Raw genomic sequence first — 24,205 nt, 5'->3', positions numbered from 1 at the left:
GTTTCAGCGTCCTGCCTATCGATAATTTGCAAACTGCAAATCGATGCCGAAATCTTTCCCCTTGAGGAAGGCAATCGCCGATTGCAGCTCGTCCTTACTCTTACCCAAGACACGCACCTGCTCGCCTTGAATCTGGCCTTGGACTTTCAGCTTCGAATCCTTGATCGCCTTCGTAATCTCTTTCGCTTTGTCTGACGCCAGACCACTTTGTATCTTCGCCACCTGCCGCACCGTCCCACTCAAAGCTGGTTCAATAGTTCCGTAGTCGAATGCCTTCAATGATACTCCCCGTTTCACGCACTTGGCCTTAATGATCTCTTGAACAGCATTGAGCTTGTAGTCATCGTCTGACACCACCAGCAGCTCCTTTTCTTTCTCTTTCAGAGTAATCTCCGTCTTCGAGTCCTTGAAGTCGAACCGCTGCTTGATCTCCTTTGTCGCCTGATCCAGCGCATTCTTCAACTCCTGCATGTTCACTTCTGAGACGACATCGAATGAAAACTGATCAGCCATGATTCATCCTCTCATCTTTCTGTTCGTTTCCGACTTTCGGATGTTCAAAAAGGTCTTCGTTCTCACCCGCGTACCCCAGCGCGCCAAGACGCGCATTTCACTGATCAAGGCCGCAGCGAGCGTAGAGGCGAGAGACACGCTCTTCCGTATGTCGAGCCTCTGAGCGATGCGAGAACACAGCTGGAAGCCTTTTTCAAGATCCGCTAGCAACACCCAGTTCCATGCGGCAGCTTAAAACCTTTCTCCTCATTGTGATGACAGATTGCGGTTTGCATTCGCCCAGCCGAACCGCCACCCGCTACCACCACAACTTCGCTTGTTGTGAAGGGCTTCTTCAGGATCACGTAGCCGTACCACTGCCTGATACTATCGCTCAAGACAATCATCCCAAGCACAGCGACCAGAGCGACCAAGACCGCATCGAGATAGAGAGTAAATGCCTGGCCTGCCGCCAACGTTCCTGCCTTCTTCAAGAACATCCAAAACATCTCGTACGATCCAGTCAACGTAATCACTCCAACAAATAACATCGGCACCACCGTGACCCAGAGATACGGCGATTTCCACATCTTGATGAGCACCGTCGTCCCGATGCAGAGGGCCAACATACCGAGGAGCTGGTTTGCCGCACCGAACATCGGCCAAATCGTCGAAATGCTTCCGGTCCCGATCAAATAGGCCCAGGCTCCCACAACCAGGCCACTACTCACCATCACGCCTGGTACCCAGTTCATCCGACGAAAGGGCGCATAGACCCGGCCAACCATCTCTTGGATAAGATACCGTGCCACACGTGTGCCCGTATCGATTGTGGTCAGGATGAACAGTGCCTCGAATACCAGCGCAAATTGGTACCAATAGGCCATCAAACCAGCCATTCCGGGCAAGGCGGAAAAGATCGATGCCATGCCAACGGCAAGAGACACGGCGCCGCCTGGACGCCCTGCCACATCCACCTCAACCATCTGTGACAACTCGGCAATTCTCGAAGGGGGAAAGCCCATCATCGCGAGTGCATCGGCCCCTAACGTCGTATTGATCGCTAGATAATCGCCGGGAATCAACACCGAAGCCGCGATCAGCGCCATCACGCCCACGAAACTCTCCAACAGCATTGCCGCATAACCCACTACGGCTTGCGACTCCAGCTCAATCATTTTCGGCGTCGTACCTGATGAGACGAGTGAGTGGAAGCCAGAAATCGCCCCACAGGCAATGGTGATAAAGAGAAACGGGAACAGCGTGCCTGGAATGATCGGTCCACCACCGCCGGCGAACGTCGTGACTCTCGGCATCTCAATCGTCGGCGCCATGAGGATCACCCCGAGCCCCAGCAAAAAGACTACACCGAGCTTCATGAAGGTCGAGAGATAACCGCGTGGCACCAGCAACATCCAGCCCGGCAATACCGAGGCAAGAAACCCATAGCCTGCCAAGAGCCAGACCAGCGCGGGCTTCTCGAACTCGAAAAGCCCAGCGTAGGACGACTGCGCCACCACACGACCGAATAGCACTGCGGCAATCAGAAGGAGGACACCGAGTATCGATACTTCCACGACTGCACCGGGGCGAAATTTCTGCAGATAAAATCCCATGAGCAGACCGATGGGAATCGTCATTGCAATCGTAAAGGTCCCCCAGGCATTGTGATAGAGCGCATTCACGACGGCAAACCCCAATCCCGCCAAAGCCACTACCACAATAAAGAGCACCGCCACAGCCGTCGCCGTTCCGGTAACGGACCCGAGCTCATCGTGAGCAATCTCAGGGAGTGAACGCCCATTGCGCCGCATCGAAGCCACCAGAATGATGAAGTCCTGCACTGCCCCTGCCAGCACCGCACCAATCACCAGCCAGAGAAACCCTGGCATGAACCCAAACTGCGCGGCGAGCACCGGCCCCAGCAACGGCCCGGCTCCCGCAATCGCCGCAAAATGGTGGCCGAAGAGAACGACTTTATTGGTAGGGTGGAAATTAACGCCATCATTGAGCCGCACCGCCGGCGTCACATGCTGATTATTGAGTCCGACGACGTGCCTGGCCAACCAACGGCCATAGAACCGATAGGCCAGGACATAGATACAGGCCGCCGCCACCACCAGCCAAAGTCCATTCACTTTTTCAGTGGGATTCACCGCGCCGACCACATGAGCCAGCGCCAGCGCAGCGAGGCCGGATAGAAACACCCAGAGCAGATTCACCGCAGCGTTCATGCGCGGCATCCTAACAATCTGCCAGCCGCTTGTAAATCGCGAGCCTCCTCTTTCTGTTCAAACCACAGAGCGTGCGCATAACACCGGGACTGTTGCAGATAAGGAAAGAGCTGAACCGATCGACACCTCATGAGAGATCCAACTACCCAAATGACTCGTCTCGGCGGCACGAGTGGGAGGAGTCGAAAACCAACGAGTCAAATCGGATCGTATCCATGTTAGCCATACGATTACCCCACCTCGCAGTAACTAGACTGATACCAGAGAACATAAGCTTCTCCTCCACACCTTTTGGCATGTGACTTATTCTTTGATCAGTGCCGCCAATCGTTCGTTGTAGGCCATCTGGCTCACCGCCCGCCGACTCGGCGCGGTCGGCGACAACCGATCAATGGATTGGCGCCCCCGTTTTGGATATACTTCCGATTACCATGGCACCCGATGCACCCCCCTCGCAATCTTCCCCGAGAGACCGCCGCGAGTTCTACCGTATCACCAGTATCCTTGCCATTTGCCTTCAACATGAGACCGATACGTCCGAAGGCTCTTTTTCAAAGGCACCTGTGAATCTTAGTGCTGGTGGAATCGGCGTGACGATTAACACAGCCTTTCAAGCGAATGACATTCTCCTCTGTACCTTGTTACTGGCTGACCAGAAACCCTTCAGAGCCTACATAGAAGTGTTGCGAGTTGAGCCCATTCACAACACGCCGCACACCTTTCGTCTTCATGGTCGTTTCATCCGGATGAGCACCCAAGACCGCGAATTCTTGGTTAGAACGATTCTCCATCTGCAACGTGAGCATCTTACCAAGCACTATTCCGCCTGATGCGAGCCAACAGCGAGCTGCCCGCACCATTCAAGATTCCGTTGAATATCCGCGCCTTGTCCTACCAACGAGGGATTCCCTTTTGCAAACACGCTCGACTAGACTGCCCTACCGTGGAATTCACACGCACCTATTCCCGCCAGCACTATCGTGTCCCCCTTGCCGTGCAATACCCGGTGATGTTTTCCGCAACCGACACCATTGCAGAGGGAAAAGTCATGAACCTGACGGTGTTCGGCTGCACCATTGAATGCACGGATGCTCTGCAGCAGGGAACCCCGCTGCGAGTGCGATTAATCCTCCCAGACCAGGCTCAGTCGCTTGCGGTGGAAGAGGCGGAAGTTCGGTGGGTCCGGGGGAATCGCATGGGGGTTCAATTCCACAAGGTTGAACGCGCGGCAGACTTTCGGCTCCACGGCTTTGTGTGGGATCGAATGATCGAACGATTTCGGATGATTGTTCAGGAAGGATTCTCAACCCGTTGATCTTCGGTCAATCCCCGCTTTCCGACCATCGCGAGGCAGAGCAACCCGATCCCGATCCAGACGAGTTCTCGGAAACGTCGCAATAGCGCGAAGGTAATACCCGTTACATCACTATAACCAAAGGCGTTCAAGAGCAGGAGGTTCCCGGCCTCTTGAGTCCCCAAACTACCTGGAATGAAAAACGTTCCCCCCTTAATGAACACGGCAAGCGCACCGATCGAGATGGTCGACAACAACGTAGCCGGGCCGTCCAGAACATAGATAATCGCAAAAACTTCCAGCGCTTCCGCCATCCAGCCGAAGAAGTAGATCACGGTTGACGCGCAAAAGACTCCTTGGTGGTGGCTGTAGAAATGTCGAATCGTCTGGTCGATAGAGCGCAGACGTTCTTCCTGCGCGTCGAGCGCACGGATCCGCACTCCCAATGTGTTGACAATTGAGAGGATGGACGCGAAGAGTCCGCGCCGCTGAATCAACACAAATCCCACGATGGAACAAACCAGCACCCCCACACTCACCAGGCCGGCAGTGATGGTCTGTCCCGCCGAACTACCCGCGCCCAAAATCCAGAACCCCAAGGCGATCCCCACTAAAATAAACACCACCTGAGCGATCGTCATCGTGGTCTTGGCGATCACGACCGATGCTGCGCCCTCTGTAATGGGGACGTTGTATTGCTTGAGTAGATACGCCTTCAGCGGTTCACCACCTACGTACGCGGGCGTGGTCATATTGACAACTTCGCCGGCCGTCCGGATCGCCAATAATCGCCAAAATGGAACCCGTTGTGCCGCTTGCCCCAGTACAATGTGCCATCCATAGGCCTCGATCACATACATCACGACAGATGGGATCAAGATCAGGAACAACGTACTGGGGCCAAGTTTGGATGCAGCCTCGTAGATATTGCTGGGTCCTACATTCCAAACAAGCAGACAGAGAACGATGAGGCCAACGGCAAGTAAAATATAGCGCAACACGTAAGTCGGATGGGGAACGTGGTAGTTATAGCCGAGGTAACGCAACTGCAGACGGACGGATCACCCAGACCATGGCACAGGCAAATAGGAGAGAACCGATCGCCGCAAACAGAAGAAACCAAAAGAGCTGGCCGAACAGCGCAAACCCGATCAAGGAAACTGAAAAATCACGGCTCGCGACGTTTTTGAGCATTACGGTAGCCCAAGCCGCATGAGCCGGAGTCCTCCATCCGACCGAGCTTTTGATCTTTTGCGCCTTTTCGACGAGCAGGAACGAGATACCATTGCCCAGCACGGCCGCTCCACCAAGCGCAAGTGGCACCCAATCATCCTCTTGCCCGATTTGTGCCGTATAGAGCCCGATAGCAATCCCCGCGAATATTGCCATATGAACGAGATTATCCAGGGCGATATCGAGCCAGGCCCCGAATGGCGACTCTGTAAAAGTCAATCGAGCGACTTCTCCGTCGCAGCAATCAATCACCGCTGCCAGCTGAAACAACAGTGCTGCCAAAATACCAGCGCTGTACGTTCCCAGACCAAACCCCGCAGCAGCCACCAGCCCGATAAGTCCGGCTAAGACCGTGATGGAATTGGGAGACAGGCCGAGCTCAAGGAACAGCCGTGTGAACCCACGAGAGACTTTCCGATTGAAATACCGATCGACGAATCCTTCAAAGTCTCCCTTGAGCGAGTTAAACAACTTCTGTTCGGCTTTTCCCACATCCTCCGATGTCCGCACCGGCTGATACCATGTCCCTCGCTTTTCCTCAGCCGTCACCACATGCAGTCGCCCATCCCCTGCAACCTGTTCGATCCACTGACGAACCGGCGTGCTCCCTTTTTGATACGTACCCACATTTGCCGCGTTCATGAGGCTAGCTGGAACAACGAGAAGCTCAGCGACCAACAGGGTTGACTCGTCGAGACGATCGGATGCCATGGCCGTCAGGCCGGGATAGGGAATCTTGACGCGTACGCCACTACTCGTCGGTAACTCGTCCGGCTGTGGCCTAGGTTGGGCCACCACGATGGCATGCCCATCGCGCACATCCTTGCGTAATTGTTCAATTAGCCCACGTGAGAACACGCCATTGATGCTGGCGATAAGCGCAAATCCTCGAACCTCTGCTGCTAAGGCCTCCCATGTCCGAGGATCATCAATGGGAAATTCTCGGATCGGCATCCAACGGACGGGAATGGTGACACGCGGTCCTTTCGCCAGGGAATGCTTCAGCTGCTCCTCCTCGGGCCCGGAGAGAACGATCAATTGCCGAATCCCGGCTCGCTGCAATGTGAGGACGGTTCGCTGAAAAAGGCCGATCCCAACAACGTTGGTGAGGGGACCTAGTTCGCCGACCTCCGATCCGACAGGTCCTCCAAACACTCCAGCCGACGGGAGCAAAATTGCCGTCGCCAATCCTTGGATCTCGACTCGCTTCTGAAGAATACCTTTGCTCATGGTTCTACTGCTAACGATGCACGACAATATTCGCTTACACCTGTCACTTTCTCACAATCTTGGCAAAACTTCCAACTCAGCTTTCTTTATATCATTGACAAAATCGATCTCGGTCCAGGGCAATCCTCCGATCTTCTCATGCCCCACCCGCACATCGTGGAAATATTCCAACAGCGCGTCCTCATACTCCATGTGCCACATATTTTTCTCGATGTATCCGCGGAGAGAGGAGACGACCCGAGGGGTGTCGGCATGCCTCACCCGAAGAAACCCCACCCCCTCGCCGGCATAGTCGTAGTGGTCCGGCATCTTTTTCGTGAGGGCAATCACTCTGTCCCCAGCCACAACCACCATACACTCCTCACCCGTTTGCTTGACGGTCTCATCCATCAACAGGGCATTCTCAAACGGCGACAGAGCGAGACGACGCAAGATCCCCCGATGAAATAGGACATCTGCATCCATGACGATCACATCGTCATCCAGCAGCATCCTTGCCTCCCAAAGAGAAGAGATGCTGCCACGCTGGAATTGTTCATTGACAAGAAAGTTGACGCGGATACCGCATGGGTCCTGTGCAACTGCGGCACGAATCATCTCCTGCTTATATCCAACGACCATGTCCACTCGCCGAATCCCGACTGCAGCCAGTGATTCCAAATAGCGGTATAAGAGTGATCGCCCCCCAATCTCAATCAAGCATTTGGGGCGATGTTGCGTGACCTCCCAAAGCCGCTTGCCGACTCCTGCTGCAAGAATAATCGCTTTCATCTTGGACGACACGCCTGTTCGAAAGCATCGAGAAATCCGCCAAACTGCTCCTCGGTCAGCGCTCCCATATTGGCGACACGGAAAATCTTGTTCTCCAAGTTGCCTTGCCCGGCATAAATCACGTACCCCTGCTGCTTGAGCTGATCATGCAAGTTTTGGTACGACACGCCTTCCGGCAGATGATACGCCGTAATGGTATTTGATTGTCGTTCGACCGGCAAAAGCGCTTTCACTCCAAGCTTCGCCATTCGTTCACGGATCACCGTCGCCATCTTCTTATAGCGTTGAATACGATTCGATACGCCTTCCTCAAGCAGCTCATCCAGCGCCTCGTCGAATGCGTAGTAGACTTGCACAGCCGGCGTGAACGGAATCATCCCACGCCCTTCGTTGTCGATGTAATGAGTCAGGTGGAGATACCACGAGCGCTTTGGGTACGCGCGCATTTTTTCGACGAACCCCTTCCGGACAAGCACGAAGGACACGCCGGGAAACCCCTGAATGCATTTCCCCGCCGTGCCTACGACCATGTAGATATGCGACTTGCCGATATCGAGCGTCTCTCCGGCCAATGCGCTGACGGCATCAAGCACAAACACGCGATTCTGATTGTCGACAATTTCAGCGATCTCGTGGACAGGATTGAGAAGTCCGGTCGTCGTCTCATGGTGCACCATGCCCACGACATGCACTTCTGGATGCTGACGGAGGGCAAGAAGCAGCCGTTCGGGATCGGGACGAACCGTCCACTCATACTTCAGCTCGCTTACTCCCAAGCGATGGAGTCCAATGATCTGAGACATCCGCTCACCGTAGACGCCGTTGTTGAGGATGAGCATGCGCTTACCATGGGGAAGCGACGACATTAATGCGGCCTCGACGGCTGCGGTCCCTGACCCCGTCATAAGGACAGCCACGTATTCCGATTCAGCCCCAGGAACGAAAGCCGTGAGCAGTTTGGTTTGGATACGATGAAGCAGCTCGGAAAACTCTGATTCTCGATGGCAGATGTCGGGCTTCACGAGCGCTTGACGAACACGCTCTGAGACATTGACCGGACCTGGATTCAGGAGAACCATTCTTCTCTCCTCCCTTTCATAGGAGCCTAACCAACTTCCCTTCACTGCGCGCATTGACCGAGCACATTGCGATCATGCGCGGTCAGCGAGCACAAGGGACGTTTGCCGTGCCCCTACCCCTCAATCGCTTTCATGAACCGCTGGGTAATGACGAAGGGGTCATGCACGACACGGCCTGCATCTTCGACAAACTCATTGACCTTGATCAGCAACAAACTGGGACCATCTTTCTTCAGCATATCCTTAAACTCGTAGATAAGATCGTCACGATCAAGTACCCGCTCCACATTCACATAGCCGGCTGATTTGGCGACCTTGTCCAGCGGCACCACATTAGAAATCGTAGGCTGATTCCCCGTCGTCCCATACACTTCATTGTCGAACACCACGTGGATAAAATTCCTTGGTCGCAACGCACCAACCGTCGCAAGTGTCCCCATTCCCATCAGCACATTCCCGTCCCCATCGAACGTCACCACCTGCTTGTTCGGCTTCGCCAATGCGACGCCGAGTGCAATCGCAGCGGCATTCCCCATAGATCCAATCATATAAAAATGTGTGGGGCGATCGGCAATCTTGTGTGCCTCCCGCGAAGGGAACCCATTACAGATCACGACGGGTTGATCGGTCAACAATTCCAACAAGGTCGCGATCGCCTGAGCCCGACTGATCAGAGTGCCCTCTTCAGGTCTCATGGGTGCAATCCCCTCACCACACCCGTTGTCAGGACAAGCGCGACGGGGATCTGCCTCTTCCGCAAGGTATCGATGCCCCAGCGCAAATCTTCGACGGCTGTTTTTTCGGTCAATGTGCGATGGGGAATCCTCACTGTCTCAAGCAGTTGCGGCATGACTTCGCCCATCACAAGATGCTCGGGCGCATCGCTTTCACCTTGGCCCCGCCATGACACAATCAGCAGACACGGCTGGCGATAGATCAAGTTGAGCGACATGAGTGTATTCAAACAAGTCCCGAGCCCAGAATTCTGCATAAGAACGGCTGGGACCCTCCCCGCCATGTATGCGCCAGCTGCCATGCCGACCGCTTCATCCTCTCGGACGGCCGGGATATAGACCCTTCGAATCATGAGTTCCGCGATAATTCCACCAAGGATGGAATCCGGAACCCCGGTGAAAAAATTTACCCCCAAATCCTGCATGGCCTGAACAAACACGTCGCTGTCAATCACAAGAGATGTCCTGCATACCAAGCCAATAGACACTCGCGGAAGCCGGGGCATTATAAGATAGCCCTCTGCGGGTTCTCAAGAAAGATTGCGTAGTTGTGTTCATATCAAGCACATGGTAGCGTGAGATTGTTCGTTATACACCTGACTCCACCCCGAACGATGAATCCTCTCCCCCATCCGGCACATCATCCATGGATCGCTGCGCTCATGCTCCTCCCGATGCTTGGCATAGACTCGGCATGGGCGGTATCCATGACGGACGACCCGAAGGGTTTTCGAGATGTCCCCTGGGGGGCGATCTTGTCCTCCCGTCAAGACGTGGAACCGTTTCGCTCCAGCGCCCACATCATTGAATATCGACCTAAGACAGATCCGCTCTCGTTTGCTGACACTCAGATGACCAGCATTCTCTACCTCTCGATCGATGACCAATTCGCACGGGTGACGATCCGTTACCGCGGCAGTGACGTCCATAAAGAGGTTCTCAACTTTCTAGAAACTCGTTTCGGCCGATTGGATCGCGTACCAGGGCAAATGGCGCGAGGCCTCACACAGCAATATACCTGGCGTGGGTCCGACACGGAGATCAACCTGACCTACCAAGCCGGAACAGAGCGAGGCTACATTTTCTTTGATAGTCGAACCCTTGCTCCTCGGTTCAACGACGACATCACTGACTCTGCAGAGTAAGTTATGACGAGGCATCCCTTGGGACGATTAGCGCTCCTCGTAACGGTATTGGCACCTCTGACCTTCTTAGAGGCGAACCGTTTCTCATCTGCAGCCCCGATTGCAAATGATCCTGATGGATTTGAGATGATTCCATGGGGATCGATTCTTGGAGAAATGAAAGCGTACTCAAAGATCGATGAGGCAGGCCGTTTGGAGACCTACGAATTGAGCGAGCGGACTCCCATGCTCGGGACAGTCCCTGTAGACTCTCTACGGTTTACAACCTTTGAGAAGAAGTTTGGTCGCGTGACTGTGCGGTATACCGGTCACGCGACCCACGCCAAGATCCTGAGCTATCTGGAATCGCGATATGGTCCCCTTGATCGTACACCAGGCCAAATTGCTGCTGGTTCGGTCAAGGTCTACACCTGGCACGGACTATACACGGAGGTGACGTTGCGCTTTGAAGGTGGGCTTGAACGCGGCATTATATTTTTTGAAAGTCGAACCCTGCCTGAAAAATTGACCGATGAGACATCGACCACAGCTTTTTGATCATTATCGAGTCGCAGAGACGAATCGGAAGGCCTGAGTTATGTTCTCGTCGTAGCAGTTCGTCCCTCAATCAAAGACTTTCCCGCCCATTGCTGGCCCCTTTTACTCGCTCCCCCCTCACCTAGACTATTCTTACCCACATTCCCAGAGAGTTGCTTGTCGTGAAGCTCCACTATTCCTGAATTCATTTTGCAAACCACACCACTGACGTTATGATCCTCGAGTCAATCATGATTGGACGAAAGCAGTACAGCCCCCTCGATAAGCGATGTGCCGAACGTGTCGCCATTACCTGTCGTGTACGCTATACAGGCGAGGTTCCCACTCAACCGCATCAAGGGGAGGGACTCACAAAAAACATCTCGGTGTCCGGATGCCACGTCATCACGGATCAGCATGTCACCCGCGGGACCCTCCTGACTCTTACCATTGCACTTCCAGATGGATTGCCGACATTATCGTTAGAATCAGCGCTGGTTGTCTGGGTTTCAGGTAGTCAGTTTTCAGTCCGATTTCTGGACTTGAGCCGAGACCACCGGAAACGAATTCAGAACTTTATTTGGAAAAGTATTTCCCATAATACGGTGAGCGACCAACGGACGCGCTTCCGGCTGATCTAACCTCTCTCAGGTACAGTGGCCAACCATCCCTTACGCCGTGTTCCTTTAACCTGAAAATCTGAGATTTTCGTTAGTCAGCCCTCGGCTCAGCAGGAATAAGACTGTTCCTGACTGAGTTCACTCCTGTAACGGGTTGAGATACCTCACGACCTTTCACATACCGCTGATGCCCCAACCTCTGGATGGGTTCTTCCCCCCACATAAGAGGGAGGGCAAAGATGCCTTACCACGCTAGCCTTGAACCTGACAGTAGCCTTCCAAAACCGATGAGATCTGCAACAAATAGGCAAACGGATGACCTGGCGGAAAGCGGAAACTTGTCTTAGACACTCAAGGAAGGAGGAACAGAATCGGGAGGGAGCACGGCAATGAGCTACGGTTATCGAATCAATCAGGAGGGACATCCATGAGACAGGCAAGGGGAACGGCCCGATTTAAACCACATCAATCCCACCACTCAATTGAGCGCCGCAGAGCATCAAGAAAGAGCGTCTCTTTTGGGCTCATGTACTCGGGAGTGTCTGGTGAGGATGTGCTCATTGGAGACGGGACCATAGTGGACCTCTCGGAAAGTGGCCTCGGTCTTCGTGGTGATATTCGTGTCCCGGTGGGCATGGAGCTGACATTGTTCTTGTATCTTTCCGATCGGGATGAGCCTTTATCCATTCTGGAGTCGACGGTCGTTTGGAGTAGCGGCTCCTTATTTGGTGTCGTATTCAATGACCTCAGCCTCTCTGATGGCGAGAGACTGCGGTCATTTCTTCACACCCATTCAGTCGGCCAAGCGTAGTCGATTCGTTTCCTTCAATTGGTCTTCAACCCCTCTGCGATGACCATCCCGTTCGCGAGATGGTCATCGCGAGCTGATCAGCCCTTTCAATACCAGTGATACCAAGTTCTGATGAAATCTTGCCTTTCAATCAAACGACGTGCTACCTTGGTGAGTGCTTACTCACCTGCCATGAACAACGTTGTCAAACCGGCTCGCCGGCAACCAGCGAGGACGCCAGGTCATCAACGGCAGGCGAGCTTGATCAGCGCAGCAGCATCACTCTTTGCGACGAACGGTTTTAGCGGGACCACAACAAAACAAATCGCGCTGGCAGCAGGTGTCAGCGAGGCACTGCTTTTTAAGCACTTCCCTACCAAGCACGCACTGTACTCGGCCATCCTTTCTGAGAAAACCGATTACACCGGACTACAGGAATCGGTTGAAGAGGCTGCCGCGAAGCGAGACGATAGGCGACTCTTCATGTTGCTTGCCGGCTATCGAATCAGAAAGGGAGCAGACCCGATATTATTTCGGCTACTCCTGTTCAGTGCGTTAGAAGGTCATGCGATGTCGGATATGTTTTTTCAACAACAGTATCGAGTATTTCATGATCTCCTTGCGGGCTATATCCGACAACGTATCAATGAGGGTGCCTACCGCCCAGTGGATCCAGTGCTTGCGGCGAGAGCTTTTTTCGGTATCATGGTCCATCATGGATTGCTCCATGACATTCTGGGTTTACCCATGCATCTGACTCATGAGGCGACCGTAGAGGAATATGTCTCCCTGTTCCTCAACGGCCTCATTCGGTAATGACTCAACCCATCATGATCCAATCCTGATATGCGCCGACTTGCTCGTCATCCGTTGATCGCTCTAGGCATGATCGTTGTTCTGGCAGTCATTGGTCTGGTGGTCCTGCGCCTCACCACCGGTGCCAAAACTGACACAGTGAGAGCGCGTGTGGTCACGGTAGGGATTGCACCACCGATTCGGGCAGACATCGACATTCGCTTAGCCTATACAGCGGATATCTCCCCCTATCAGGTCGTCAACATTTTCTCCCGGGTTGACGGGTATATCGCCATGCTGCATGTCGATAAAGGTGATTTTGTTAAAACCAACCAGTTACTCGTTGAAATTGACCATACGGACTATCACCATGCCGTGAACCAAGCCAAAGCCAACCTTTCGGCCGCTAAGGCAAAAGTCGCACAACAGGATGCCGTCCTTCGTAACGCCAAGCTGACGTTCGATCGTATGCAGACTCTCATCAAAGACCAATTCGTGTCTCAGCAGGATTTGGATAATGCTCAGGTCAACCTGGATGCCGCCAGGGCCGCACAAGATTCACTCCAAGCCCAAGTCAATCAAATGGAGGTTGCACTGGCCCAGTCGGAGAGAAACTTGACCTACTCGTACATCCGAGCCCCCTTTGAGGGCTATGTTGCGGAACGGAATCTTGATACCGGTGCGTATGTCAGCAGCGCAACCGCGAGCACGTCCACGATGTCGCGGGGCATCATGAGTCTCCATGATATCAATACCGTCCGCGTGTTGATTGAGGTCGTTGAACGAGATATCCCGCTCGTGCAAGTTGGACAAAAGGCTGAGCTTCGCGCGGAAGCCTATCCAGACCATGTCTTCGAAGGAACGGTGACGCGCATTGTCCAAGCCTTGAATCGCGCAACCCGTACCATGACCGTAGAGGTCGATCTCCCGAACGGTGACCGGCGGCTCAAAGGAGGCATGTTTGCTCGAGTCGAAGTCCTGGTGGGAACCCACCGCCAAGCCTTACAGATCCCCATCGATGCCGTGAGCCGGCTGGAAGAAACCCAATACGTCTATGTGGTTCGAGACGGGAAAGCCCGACGCGTCGAAGTTGAGGTCGGAGCACGCAGCCGCAATCGCATTGAGATCACCAAGGGGTTGACAGGCAATGAATCGGTCATCGTATCTGGTAAAGACTTGGTACACGACGGAAGACCGGTGCAAACCCAACCATTGGATGCAGTGAAAAGTGAGATGTAAAACGTGAAACGCAACGGGGTGACACGATTGCTATTTGCCCTTCATGACTCGGTCGCTGACGTCTATCCCTACACCTTTCATCAATCTATATGTGGTTGACCCTTCTCGCATTGCGCAATCGTATCGGCATCCTCATGCTCTCGCTCGCGATGGTCGTGCTGGGGTTCACGGCCCTTCAACGCTTGCCGGTGGATCTTTTCCCCCAAATTCAGGTCCCCGTTGCGTTTGTCGGCGTCATCTATAAAGGAGCCCCTCCACTCGATATCGAACAAAGTGTCGTGTACCCGATCGAGAAAGCGGTGAGCTCTGCATCCAATGTCGAGCATGTCGAATCATTCAGCAAACAGGGCCTTGGAGCTGTGCAGATCTGGTTCAACTGGGGGACCGATATCAACGTTGGGCAGATGGAGGTCATGCAGCGTATTACCCAGATTTTAAATAGTCTCCCGCCAGGCATTCTTCAGCCTTTTATCGTCAAGTTTGACGTGTCCAATATCCCCGTCTCCATCGTGTCGGTGGCGAGTGACGAACTGGACGAACGAGCCCTGTACGATCTGGCGTACAACACCATCGCCCCGCAAATCGAACAGATCGCGAATGTCGCTGCAGCCACGGTCGAAGGCGGGAGAATCCGCCAAATCAATATCAATCTCGACCCTGCGTTGCTGAGTGCCCGCGGGCTTTCGATTCTCGATGTCGTGAAATCCGTCAAAGCCTCAAACGTCATTCTCCCCTCCGGCGATGTCAAAGCCGGCAATCTTGATTACAACGTCTTTACCAACAATCAATTTCGCACCGTGGAGCCGATCCAAGACGTCATCATCAAGGTGAATCCGCAAGGCAACCCAGTCCGGGTGCGTGATGTGGGAACCGTGACCGATTCGTCTGATATTCAAACCAATATCGTCCACGCAGACGGGGCCAGATCCGTGTTCCTTCGTGTGAACAAACAACCGATCGCCAATACGGTCGAAGTTGTGGATGCCCTACGTGCAGCCATACCCAAGATACTTGGAGTCCCGGAGGGAGTGAATCTCACCATTTCGTTTGACCAATCGCTCTATATACGCCAGTCCATCCGCAATCTCGTCGAACAAGCCCTTCACGGCTCATTATTGGCCGCAGCAGTGATTTTCATCTTTCTGCGCAACCTGACGAGCACCCTGATCGTCTCCGTCGCCATTCCTCTCTCCATGCTGGTCACCTTCATCGTGCTCTATTTCACAGGACAAACCTTGAACGTCTTCACGCTTGGAGGACTTGCTCTCGGCATCGGTCGACTCGTCGATGACTCCATCGTGGAACTGGAAAATATCCAACGGCACCTCAATACCAACCCCAGCCGGTGGGACAGTATCCTCAATGCCGCCCGAGAAGTGGCCATGCCGATTTTGGCATCGACTGTGACGACCGTGGTGGTCTTTCTCCCCATGTTTTTCGTTGTCGGTATCGCACGCCTATTGCTGATTCCCTTGACGGTCACCATTGCGATCGCGCTCTTTACATCATTCTTGGTCTCCCGCACCGTCACACCTGCTCTCTGCTACAAATTCCTCCGTCCTGAACAAGAAGCCCATCGAACGATGCCAGGCTGGCTGGTTGCACTCATGGAATGGAGCCGCCACCGCTATGACTCGATCGATAGGAGTTACGAAGATTCCTTGCGGTGGGTACTCGGGCACCGCCGTATCTTCATCCTCGCGGTTCTGCTGATCTTTCTGGGCTCACTCACCTTGATTCCCCTGATCGGGACGGAATTCCTGCCTGTGTCCGATGAGAGTCAGTTCCGCATCGTCCTGCGGGCTCCGGTCGGCCAACGAGTGGAACGGACCGAGCAGCAAGTCACGGAAGTCGAGCGGGTCCTTCGTACGGTCATCCCTTCGAATGAACTGGAAACCATTGTCTCCAGTACCGGCATCTTGTCTCAGGGCCGTTCGTCACTGTTTAACCCCAATACCGGGCCTCATACCTCATCGATTCAAGTGTATTTGGTCTCACCGGAAAAACGGACTAGGAGCCAAGTCGACATCTTGAATGACGTCCGCCCAAAGATCGTGAAACTGTTTCCCGGTGTCTCGATGTATTTCGACCCTGGGGGGATCGTCAAACGCGTCACTAGCTTTGGGTCACAAAAAGCCGTCGATGTCGAAATTTATGGGTATGATTTTGACAAAGCACGGGAGGTCATCGCGCGGGTCAAGGAGATCATGGAGCGGACTCCCGGTCTGGCCGATATCGAACCCAGCCGGGAAGAAAACTACCCGGAAATCAATGTCACGGTCGATCGAGAAAAAGCCGCACTCCTCGGTATCAGTGAGGCGGATGTGGCCAATACCGTACTCTTTTCCTTGAACGGGAATGGCCAAACCGACCCCATTATCTACACAGACCCATACAACGGAAACGAGTATTTCATCAGTGCCTGGTTAGCCGAAGAGCACCGCGCCAATCTCTCCGATCTGGAAAACATCCTCCTCACGAGCAAAACCGGCGACCCCGTGTTGCTGAAGAATGTGGCATCGCTCAAACTGAATGCGGGCCCGGTCAAAATCGATCGCAAATATTTCCAGCGTGTGATTCACCTGACTGCCAATCCCACTACTCGCACACTCGGCGAGATTGCCGACGATCTGGAGTCAGCCTTTTCAGGACTTCAGCTGCCGGCAGGATTCAGCATCAAGCTGGCCGGGCAAATTCAACAACAGCGTGAAACTTTTCAGGGGATGCAGTTCGCAATCATACTGGCACTCCTACTGGTCTACATGGTGATGGCCGCTCAATTTAAATCGCTCATCGATCCGTTCATCATCATGTTTTCAGTGCCCATGGGCTTCCCTGGCGTCATCTTGATCCTGTTCCTTACCAACACGACGCTTTCAACCGCATCGCTGATGGGCATCATCATGATGTTTGGGATTGTTGTCTCGAACGGCGTGTTACTGGTCGATTACACCAACGTGTTACGACGCCGAGGGGCGCTCCTACAGAACGCCGTGGTGGCCGCCGCCCGCACGAGGTTGCGACCGATTCTCATGACCTCACTGGCAACGATCTTTGGGCTCCTGCCCATGGCAATCGGGCTGGGAACCGGCGGGGAAACGAACGCACCCCTTGCACGAGCAGTGGTGGGAGGCCTGAGTGTCTCCACCTTACTCACCATCTTTCTCATCCCAACGCTGTATATGATTTTAGAAGAGTGGGTGCCGAGAAATCTGGAAGCAGAGCGGGACCATTCCATACCAGCGACGCCAACTGCCGTGGCGACGCCGGAGTAGCGACATCAATCCTCAGTGATGTTGGGGAACAGGGATTTCAGCTGCATGGCCAGTCCAACATCCCCGGCGACTTGCAACCGACCTGACATGGCCAGCATCATTCCGCTTAATTGTCCATTCAGAACCCTGATGCAGTCCTCACCGGTCATCGACAAGGTCACGTGGGGATCAGCATGAACGCCGTCTTTCACGACACAGGTCCCATTCTGCACCAGCAGGTGATACTGCCCACCTTGATGCCCCTGGAGATCGAACTGATAGACGGCATCGAGACCCTCCGCAGCATACTTGTCGAGCTTGTCGGGTAGGGAGTGAAGCACCTCATTGATGGTCGTGACTTTCATAGCTGTAATCATACCCATGATAATTAGGGTTTATAAAACACGTCGGGGGCGCCAACTCTGCGCCCCCGACGCGATCTCAATGCGGATGAGAGTCTAGTAGCGGAGCGTGGCCGTCGCAACACTACGACGGGCACCGAAAAACTCTTTTGAGAACGATTCCACAACGGTGGGATCATACCCTTTGCAGCTGAAAATGTCGAGGTAGGCGTGGTTGGTGGCGTTCGCAAAATGGCCGCTGATCAAGGATGTGGAAATCAGCTGCACCATCGAATACCCGGCCACAGGTCCATCACCAAAATCGACGACCTGACATTCGCCGAAGCGTTTCATTTCGATGAGCTCGCAGAGCTCGATCACATAGCGCTTGATATATTCAGCATCTCGAATAAGCTCAGGATTGCAGTCGTGGAGGTCAACAGCAGTGCAGAGTCCCCAGGCTTTGCCGCTTCCCACCATATCCTGGATAGGACGGGCAGCAGCCTCAGGGGCAGTGGATGGTAAGATGGTGGACTCGGAACTAGCCGAGGTACTCATAGAGGGGGGGTCCCTTTCTGTAAGATGGTTGAAAAGACAGAACCTGTCATGCGTGAACTATACCATGTTTTCTTCTAATCGTATGGGATGATAAAGAATATTTTGGCTCCGGTAGGAAGGCCTTCATCGATTAGTTGACAAGGTCTCGACGCTCAGGAAGAATAGGCAGCATGGTCTCTACATCAGACGTACCTCGAATTGAATTGCCGGATCGCCTTTGCACCTGGTGCAAAGTGCTTATGACCAAACGACTGGTCGGGGGAAAACAGTTTATCCATTACACCTGCCCTAAGTGCATTTTTCAGCACACCCGTCGCGTGACATCCAAGCCATAACCCTATGACTGTGCTTGCTATTTTACTCTCTGGAAGCTGACCTTTGCATGTTCTGCGTAGGCGGAATCGTCACCTCCATACACTCATGAGTTCCCCAGGTACTTCACCTCTCTGTTGACAGTATCTCACACGTACCCGATCCAGGCCGTCCCAAACCGGTCGAAGCTTGATTCATGTTGAACTCCTAGTTACGACCAGACAACCCTATTACTCAATGGCGGGAGAACTATGAAACCTGGTGTCGACGAAGGGTGAAGCGGCCAATCGAAGACTTAAAGAACAACACGTCTGCGAGGGAAGGAGAATCCTTCACGAACAATGCAGACTAGAGTTTTCCCGACACCAATGTCCGCACCTGCTCCATCCGCTTCCGGTTCACACCAAGATCGCTATAGCCGGTGCGGGAAGCAGAACGGAAGTGAATAGTCTTGGTGGTTTCGTCGAAGAGAAACTCGACGTCATCCACGAAGCGGAGCAAGAGGGTCGTGAACTCATAGTGGAGATACGAGTCGTCCTCATCGACTAACCTGGTGCGCGGCAACGTCGCCATTATAACCTTGAGGAATTCCTTTGCCTCGGCACGAGCCTTTGCGTACCGGAACGGTGCGATCGCATGCTCCTCATCAGTCGCTTGGGTTGAGACGCAGTTGGGGCTCGAGGGACATGCCGATAAGGTCCGTTTGCTCATAGCAGTCATCACTTTACCCTCCCCCACTATCGCCCGCAACCAGACTTCAACCACTAGCCCCGCATCAGCGGGAATAAACCCAGGGACGTCTTTGTCGCGATGGGCTCGAGGGGAGACTGAGGGAAACCTTCCGATAGTTGGCGATTTTCATGCCTATCAGCATGCGTTCCACGCCAGCAACCGCCTGGCGGCTACCAAGTCGAGTTGTGTGCTCAAGCAGGATAGCATTGCCGACGACTCGGAGCACTTCTATCGGCAGAGACCTGATCTGCCTTTCCTGAATCCTCACCTCTTCGTCTTTGTTCAGAAAGGTTCGGGAATAGAGACAACGTGGTCTCCTCGTTGAACTTCTCGCCCCTCCGCTTCTCGGTTCTTCGAGTAGCTGCAAATCGCGGAGGCGTTTCATGACACCACCTCAATAGGAGATGGTCGCCAGCGTCGGTTGTGCATCGCCTTGGTCAACCACATCCACATATACGCGCCCGAGAATGCGTCCGTCTTTGGCTTCGACATCCACACGCCACTCACCAACATCCAGGCCCTGCTTGAAACTGTATGCACGGTAGCCTCCCTCTCGACCACCGGATATTTTGAGTGGAATTTTGTCTGCATGTGAAAAAGACCGGTTACTATTAGCACGATAGTACCAGTGATGATGAATTGTGGTATTGAGATCGACGGGAGCAAACACAGCCGTGAAGCAATAGATCGGGGTATTGGAGGGAAACGTGGTATCTGATTGTTTCCAGAACTCATACCACTGTCTTTCAAACGCCAATTCGAATTGGGCTCCGGGTCGCTTGACGTCATGATAGATCCCTCCGAACTTCAGCGAGAGCGGTACGGGAGGAATCCAATTCAAAAAATAAAACCCGACCAGAATCCCGATCAACGCCGCAGCGGGAACAGTGACACCGATGCCCTCCTCTCGTGATCGGTCTGGATTGTTTCGATAGATCAACTGAGCCACGCGTAAGATCACCGCGACGCTCAGCAGAGCCCCGATTGCGAAAACTATCGCATTCATATAGCCGGTGATCACGGGCAAGAAGAACGTGAAGAACGCAAAGCAGACCACCGCATAGAGGCTGATGAGTAATCGAAGATTCGAGAGTCGGTCACGCAAGAACTCATTGGCCACCAAGAGCAGGATCAGCAGGGCAAAGAACACTGCGGTACCGGAGAAGGTGGCGCTTCGCGAATAAAAAATCGTATAGGCACTGAAGAGGCTGCCTAATAGAAACTGACTGGCCATAGGATAGTACGGACGGCTCTCCAACACCCAGCGCATGAAGGGTGAGGATGCCGCAAGCTGTTCAGGATCCGGCGGAGACTCGATCCCGAGTCGTCCTGTCATCACAATCAAGGCCCCAAGCATGGCAAGATACAGCAGGAGGATGAGGTTATCTTGAAGCCGGTCTATCCGCGTGAGCGTCAGCGTATCGTACGTCACGCCGGAGAGGAAAAACACAGCCGGCATGAACGGTTTTGTGAGAAGCGACTGAACTTTGACCAGAGGACTCATGCCGTTCCTGTGCGAAATCCCGTTCGATTATTCAATCCACGTACTGAATCGCCCGGCAACCTACCCCATGTCAGAGACGGATTCTCTGGATACTCGACAAGGTCCCTCAACGAGGCGCAGACGAGAACAGTACCGAAAGGGTACCCTCTGGGATACGGTGATGGGTTTTCCGAAGCGAGAACCACGTTGGAAATCTTTTTCAGCGTGCCGTCACACAAAGGCGGGCAGCGGCGCATATACGACCGGATACCCAATCAATCGTTCCAACCATGGTGCCATATTGTCCTCTGGGAGCGGCGCTTGGTTGAGACGTACTTCAACCTTGAACTGTTGATGACCTCCAACAATACCGATGATCGCAGAAGCATCGCCCCGGTCGGGTAAGAGCGTCTGTGTTTGAAACTCACAGAGCGTGGCGTAGAGGACCCCATCAGGCCCGATCGCCGTTAATATCTCAGGGAGTTCATCCAGCGGGCAGTGGACCGAGCATCGATACATAAGCCGGGCACTCGGCTCGATGGCTTGGAACTCGGCCAACGCCGCTTCGGAAAACCCCGTCAGATAGGTTCGAACCCCGGCCGGTTCAGGATGGAACGTCTCTGCGAGCTTGCTGGATGGGACGAGGAACTCAAACGCATCGGACGTATTGTACTCAAATTGGCAAGGGCCAAACGCATCAGGCCAGGAGCAGAAGAACGGAAAAGACGTGTCGATGGGTCGCAGGACTACGGCCTCCTTTTCGACGTAGGTTTCGATTGGGAGATCTAAGAGGGTAATCGCTTCCAGAAATGCCGCTCGCCGCTCGTCCAGCCATCGCATCCGGTCCGTATCACCCCGCGTTTCCCCTGGTGCGATGACCTGGCTCGTTTGAAGCCGGATTCGAATGAACGAATGGGCATGGCGAAATCCGATCCAGCACATGGCGCGCGGCTCGTGAAATCGCAGGCGCTCTCGGATGCGCCAGGGATGGCTGATGGAGCAATAGGTCCCGATGTCTTGATGACGCTGGTAGACCGTATGATAGGCACCGGATAGGAGAAAGAAATCCCCGCGCCACCCCTCCCGTACATGGATCAGCGTGACATCTTCCGTCGCCCACGGATCAAGCTGATCGATGGCATCGAGAGACGAGACCGTCCATTCCTCGACGTAACAAATGACATCCTGAGCCGGCGAGACAGGTTTCAACCCCAGAGCCGCCAGCCGTTCCCCGACTGCGAGAGCTTGCTGAAAACTCAATGGCGCCGTCGTTTCCCACCGCCGCTCTCGCACGGATTACTTCCTTTAGCGTGCCCCGAGATCAGAGACCGCATGATGCGCACACTGGCGCCCACATCAGATTCGATGGGCGTCTCTGCTCATTTCTGCCGTACCGATCTCAACGCCTTACGCTCGATCATCGTGTCGCCCAGCAGCCGCTCGATTCCATCCCGTAAGGTGGCGGAGAGTTGCTCCTGCACGTCGTCATTGTTGAACCAAAAGACGGTTCGCGACCGGGCCCCTTCCACTCTTCGAATGGTGGTGCTGTGATCCGACTGATTTTGCGCCTGTACGTGAAAGCGGCTGCTGGTTTCAATCACCGTCGAAAAGACCCGGCTCTTGGCGCTCGCCGAGAAATCTTGGACCTGTCCACTGATAACGATGTCCGCATCGGGCACCGCGCCGGCCGGAGCGACACGCACGTTCCAGACACGATCATTCCACCCACGGGTTTTCAATCGGTCGGCGAGCCGCTGCGTGAGCATCTCGGCGAGTCGATCGCCCGGCACATTGAAATACGTCGTTCCCCCCCAAAGATGTGTGCGTGTCCCGACACGGCTTTTGTCCGTCCGTCGATCCTCAAAGGGTTCAATGACGATCTTGACCGGCTCGATGTCGGTCACCTGTACCATTGGCAGCTTTTCACGCAAGTCGAGAGTCCGTACCTCTCCCGTTCCCCGACAACCAGCCAACATAGCCGCCCCCATGATGGCACAGCCAAGAACTCGCAACGACGATGGCTTCACAGGCGCCTCCCTGTCAAAGTTGGGACATAGTAGTGGGCACAGTCTACCCAAGTTGAGCCTCGGAGACAATTAGGATTACATGGTTAGTGAATAATGATGGGAAGTATCGTCCGAAATGTCTCACAGGCTATATGAGGGAGTTCCCCATTCCGAATGCGTAGATCCTCAAAAGAAACACACCGCAGCACCTTGATCAGTGATCGCTCGGCTACGATAGCGGCAATCTGGGCCTTTCGGTCATGCGTGATCGGAAAGGTATAACCCTCTCCGCGTTTCCACTCCCAAAGCGCCGGGGCCAGCGACAATTCCAACCCTCTTCCCGCCACTTGGTGAAATCGCCCAAGAAGTTGTTGCTTATAGTGCCGAAGTCCATCGCCTTCCAATAGCATGGCGCACACCACGTAATGCCCCCACCAGACCAACGTCCGAAACGTGAACGTATTCCCGCCCTGGAAGTGTTTGGGGTAATCAAGGTACTGATAGGGGAAATCTTCCAGGTGCTCCCCTTTCACCAGTTGATGGACCTTTGAGTCAAAACCGGGAGGACTGACGAGCGTAACAGCGTCAAGGTCGGCCTGTAGTGCTTGGCGCGTCCCTTCCAGCATGCGTCGGATCTTCGCCGTGACGGTAGCCTTTTTTCGAAACAACTGCGTATCGGCCAGCAATGTCGTCTCATCATCGGTAAACGCAAGTGACTGGAGCATGGCATTACATGGGAAAGAACTCGCTAATTCTGGCTATTAGCTGACAACTCCCCTCTATTTTTGGCGCGTTTCAAATACCGAGACCGTCACATCGTACAGACGCCGGCAGTCGGCACAACGGAGCCGCACCAGATCCTGAAACACATCCATCTCCCGAAGCGTGAGCGAGGCAGCATGGGCAGTGACGCAGGCCTTGAGATAGTCTTCCCCAGGCGGTTCGTCTCGGGAAGCCACTTCTACAGCCGCCTGCTGCGCTGACGAGGCGATCGCTGTGACAGTTGCAATATTCAAATAATGGGCCGACTTGCAGGAACTGCAGAGGAGAACCACTGCGTTTTCTTCGGTTACTCGCTTGACCGTCACACAGAGGGGATGAACCGACCAGCATTGCTGGAGAAACGCCCCACTGCGAATCACCTGTGTCATGATCGCCTCAGTCAACGGTGAGTCGGCCATAAGCCTTCACCAATTGTTCAGCTGACCCCTTCTGGAAATCGGACAGGAGCAGAAGAGAACCAGAACTCAGGGCATGGCTGCCGCGGGGGACCCATCGTTGTTCACCGAAGGAACAGAACCTCCCTCCCGCACGGCACGGCAGGCCTTGCACACCCGCGGTCTGGCT

24 protein-coding genes and 1 pseudogene are annotated in these 24,205 nt (G+C 54.1%); 9 read left to right on the top strand and 16 right to left on the bottom strand.

The features are described from left to right. Positions 1–15 precede the first annotated feature (15 nt). Complete coding sequence (locus COMA1_RS08240) at positions 16–513, bottom strand: YajQ family cyclic di-GMP-binding protein (protein WP_090746439.1); 498 nt, start codon at positions 511–513, stop codon at positions 16–18. Between the two features lie 203 nt (positions 514–716). Beyond that, positions 717–2,726 (bottom strand): carbon starvation CstA family protein, encoded by a 2,010-nt coding sequence (locus COMA1_RS08235; protein WP_090746436.1) that lies wholly within the window; start codon positions 2,724–2,726, stop codon positions 717–719. Between the two features lie 431 nt (positions 2,727–3,157). On the opposite strand from COMA1_RS08235, the gene COMA1_RS22145 reads away from it, so the two are divergent. Both COMA1_RS22145 and COMA1_RS08225 read left to right on the top strand, forming a co-directional pair. Beyond that, on the top strand, positions 3,158–3,556 hold the full coding sequence (locus COMA1_RS22145; RefSeq protein ID WP_090746434.1) for a flagellar brake protein: 399 nt from the start codon (positions 3,158–3,160) through the stop codon (positions 3,554–3,556). Further along, positions 3,556–4,041 carry a PilZ domain-containing protein gene (locus COMA1_RS08225; protein ID WP_090746430.1) on the top strand — a complete coding sequence of 162 codons (486 nt, stop codon included), beginning with the start codon at positions 3,556–3,558 and terminating at the stop codon, positions 4,039–4,041. The genes COMA1_RS22145 and COMA1_RS08225 overlap by 1 nt, the downstream gene beginning before the upstream one ends. Here COMA1_RS08225 and COMA1_RS08220 read toward each other — a convergent pair. The 6 genes from COMA1_RS08220 to COMA1_RS08195 form a co-directional block, all read right to left on the bottom strand. After that, positions 4,017–5,021 carry a lysylphosphatidylglycerol synthase transmembrane domain-containing protein gene (locus tag COMA1_RS08220; RefSeq protein WP_176697936.1) on the bottom strand — a complete coding sequence of 335 codons (1,005 nt, stop codon included), beginning with the start codon at positions 5,019–5,021 and terminating at the stop codon, positions 4,017–4,019. The two genes, COMA1_RS08225 and COMA1_RS08220, sit on opposite strands and share 25 nt — an antisense overlap. A 25-nt stretch (positions 5,022–5,046) precedes the next feature. After that, complete coding sequence (locus COMA1_RS08215) at positions 5,047–6,483, bottom strand: CDP-alcohol phosphatidyltransferase family protein (protein WP_090746423.1); 1,437 nt, start codon at positions 6,481–6,483, stop codon at positions 5,047–5,049. A gap of 51 nt (positions 6,484–6,534) precedes the next feature. Then, on the bottom strand, positions 6,535–7,254 hold the full coding sequence (locus COMA1_RS08210) for a phosphocholine cytidylyltransferase family protein (protein WP_090746420.1): 720 nt from the start codon (positions 7,252–7,254) through the stop codon (positions 6,535–6,537). Beyond that, entirely contained in the window at positions 7,251–8,333 is a 1,083-nt protein-coding gene (locus tag COMA1_RS08205; protein WP_176697935.1) for a pyridoxal-phosphate-dependent aminotransferase family protein, read from the bottom strand. Before COMA1_RS08205 ends, COMA1_RS08210 begins: the two co-directional genes overlap by 4 nt. Positions 8,334–8,446: 113 nt before the next feature. Continuing rightward, positions 8,447–9,028, bottom strand: coding sequence for a thiamine pyrophosphate-dependent enzyme (locus tag COMA1_RS08200; RefSeq protein WP_090746414.1), 582 nt, complete (start codon positions 9,026–9,028; stop codon positions 8,447–8,449). Further along, positions 9,025–9,522, bottom strand: coding sequence for a thiamine pyrophosphate-binding protein (locus COMA1_RS08195; protein ID WP_176697934.1), 498 nt, complete (start codon positions 9,520–9,522; stop codon positions 9,025–9,027). Before COMA1_RS08195 ends, COMA1_RS08200 begins: the two co-directional genes overlap by 4 nt. Before the next feature lie 207 nt (positions 9,523–9,729). Here COMA1_RS08195 and COMA1_RS08190 point away from each other — a divergent pair, with 207 nt between their 5' ends. The 7 genes from COMA1_RS08190 (at position 9,730) to COMA1_RS08160 (ending at position 17,447) form a co-directional block, all read left to right on the top strand. Further along, positions 9,730–10,212, top strand: coding sequence for a hypothetical protein (locus COMA1_RS08190; protein ID WP_141654260.1), 483 nt, complete (start codon positions 9,730–9,732; stop codon positions 10,210–10,212). A gap of 3 nt (positions 10,213–10,215) precedes the next feature. Then, entirely contained in the window at positions 10,216–10,749 is a 534-nt protein-coding gene (locus COMA1_RS08185; protein ID WP_090746405.1) for a hypothetical protein, read from the top strand. Positions 10,750–10,979: 230 nt separating this feature from the next. Beyond that, the gene (locus COMA1_RS08180; protein WP_176697933.1) at positions 10,980–11,369 is read left to right on the top strand and encodes a PilZ domain-containing protein; all 390 of its coding nucleotides are present in this window, start codon (positions 10,980–10,982) and stop codon (positions 11,367–11,369) included. Positions 11,370–11,775: 406 nt separating this feature from the next. Then, positions 11,776–12,159, top strand: a complete 384-nt coding sequence (locus tag COMA1_RS08175) for a PilZ domain-containing protein (protein WP_090746400.1) — start codon at positions 11,776–11,778, stop codon at positions 12,157–12,159. Positions 12,160–12,330: 171 nt separating this feature from the next. Continuing rightward, positions 12,331–12,954: a TetR/AcrR family transcriptional regulator gene (locus COMA1_RS08170; protein ID WP_090746396.1), complete on the top strand. Its 624-nt coding sequence runs from the start codon at positions 12,331–12,333 to the stop codon at positions 12,952–12,954. Between the two features lie 30 nt (positions 12,955–12,984). After that, positions 12,985–14,172 (top strand): efflux RND transporter periplasmic adaptor subunit, encoded by a 1,188-nt coding sequence (locus COMA1_RS08165; RefSeq protein WP_090746393.1) that lies wholly within the window; start codon positions 12,985–12,987, stop codon positions 14,170–14,172. An 89-nt stretch (positions 14,173–14,261) separates the two neighbouring features. Further along, positions 14,262–17,447, top strand: coding sequence for an efflux RND transporter permease subunit (locus COMA1_RS08160; RefSeq protein ID WP_090746391.1), 3,186 nt, complete (start codon positions 14,262–14,264; stop codon positions 17,445–17,447). Between the two features lie 5 nt (positions 17,448–17,452). Here the strand turns inward: COMA1_RS08160 and COMA1_RS08155 are convergent, their stop codons facing one another. From COMA1_RS08155 to COMA1_RS08115, 8 genes and pseudogenes are all read right to left on the bottom strand, one after another. Next, on the bottom strand, positions 17,453–17,791 hold the full coding sequence (locus tag COMA1_RS08155; RefSeq protein WP_176697932.1) for an SCP2 sterol-binding domain-containing protein: 339 nt from the start codon (positions 17,789–17,791) through the stop codon (positions 17,453–17,455). A gap of 93 nt (positions 17,792–17,884) precedes the next feature. After that, positions 17,885–18,229, bottom strand: a pseudogene (speD, locus tag COMA1_RS08150) (S-adenosylmethionine decarboxylase); the annotation flags it as partial. A gap of 756 nt (positions 18,230–18,985) precedes the next feature. Next, positions 18,986–19,357 (bottom strand): DUF1499 domain-containing protein, encoded by a 372-nt coding sequence (locus tag COMA1_RS08145; RefSeq protein ID WP_090746381.1) that lies wholly within the window; start codon positions 19,355–19,357, stop codon positions 18,986–18,988. 406 nt (positions 19,358–19,763) lie between these two features. Next, on the bottom strand, positions 19,764–20,873 hold the full coding sequence (locus COMA1_RS08135; protein WP_090746375.1) for a DUF2914 domain-containing protein: 1,110 nt from the start codon (positions 20,871–20,873) through the stop codon (positions 19,764–19,766). 210 nt (positions 20,874–21,083) lie between these two features. Then, a complete protein-coding gene (locus COMA1_RS08130) occupies positions 21,084–22,145 on the bottom strand; it encodes a hypothetical protein (protein ID WP_090746371.1) in 1,062 nt (353 codons plus the stop codon). An 86-nt stretch (positions 22,146–22,231) separates the two neighbouring features. Then, complete coding sequence (locus COMA1_RS08125; RefSeq protein WP_090746367.1) at positions 22,232–22,879, bottom strand: YajG family lipoprotein; 648 nt, start codon at positions 22,877–22,879, stop codon at positions 22,232–22,234. Between the two features lie 83 nt (positions 22,880–22,962). Then, positions 22,963–23,583 (bottom strand): hypothetical protein, encoded by a 621-nt coding sequence (locus tag COMA1_RS08120; RefSeq protein WP_090746364.1) that lies wholly within the window; start codon positions 23,581–23,583, stop codon positions 22,963–22,965. 54 nt (positions 23,584–23,637) lie between these two features. Continuing rightward, on the bottom strand, positions 23,638–24,039 hold the full coding sequence (locus tag COMA1_RS08115) for a hypothetical protein (protein WP_090746361.1): 402 nt from the start codon (positions 24,037–24,039) through the stop codon (positions 23,638–23,640). Positions 24,040–24,205: the final 166 nt, after the last annotated feature.

Origin of the sequence: Candidatus Nitrospira nitrosa (genome assembly GCF_001458735.1) — a bacterium.
In the GTDB taxonomy this organism is placed as follows: domain Bacteria; phylum Nitrospirota; class Nitrospiria; order Nitrospirales; family Nitrospiraceae; genus Nitrospira_D; species Nitrospira_D nitrosa.
The sequence above is the reverse complement of the archived record's forward strand: the minus strand, read 5'-3'. Positions and strand labels throughout refer to the sequence as shown.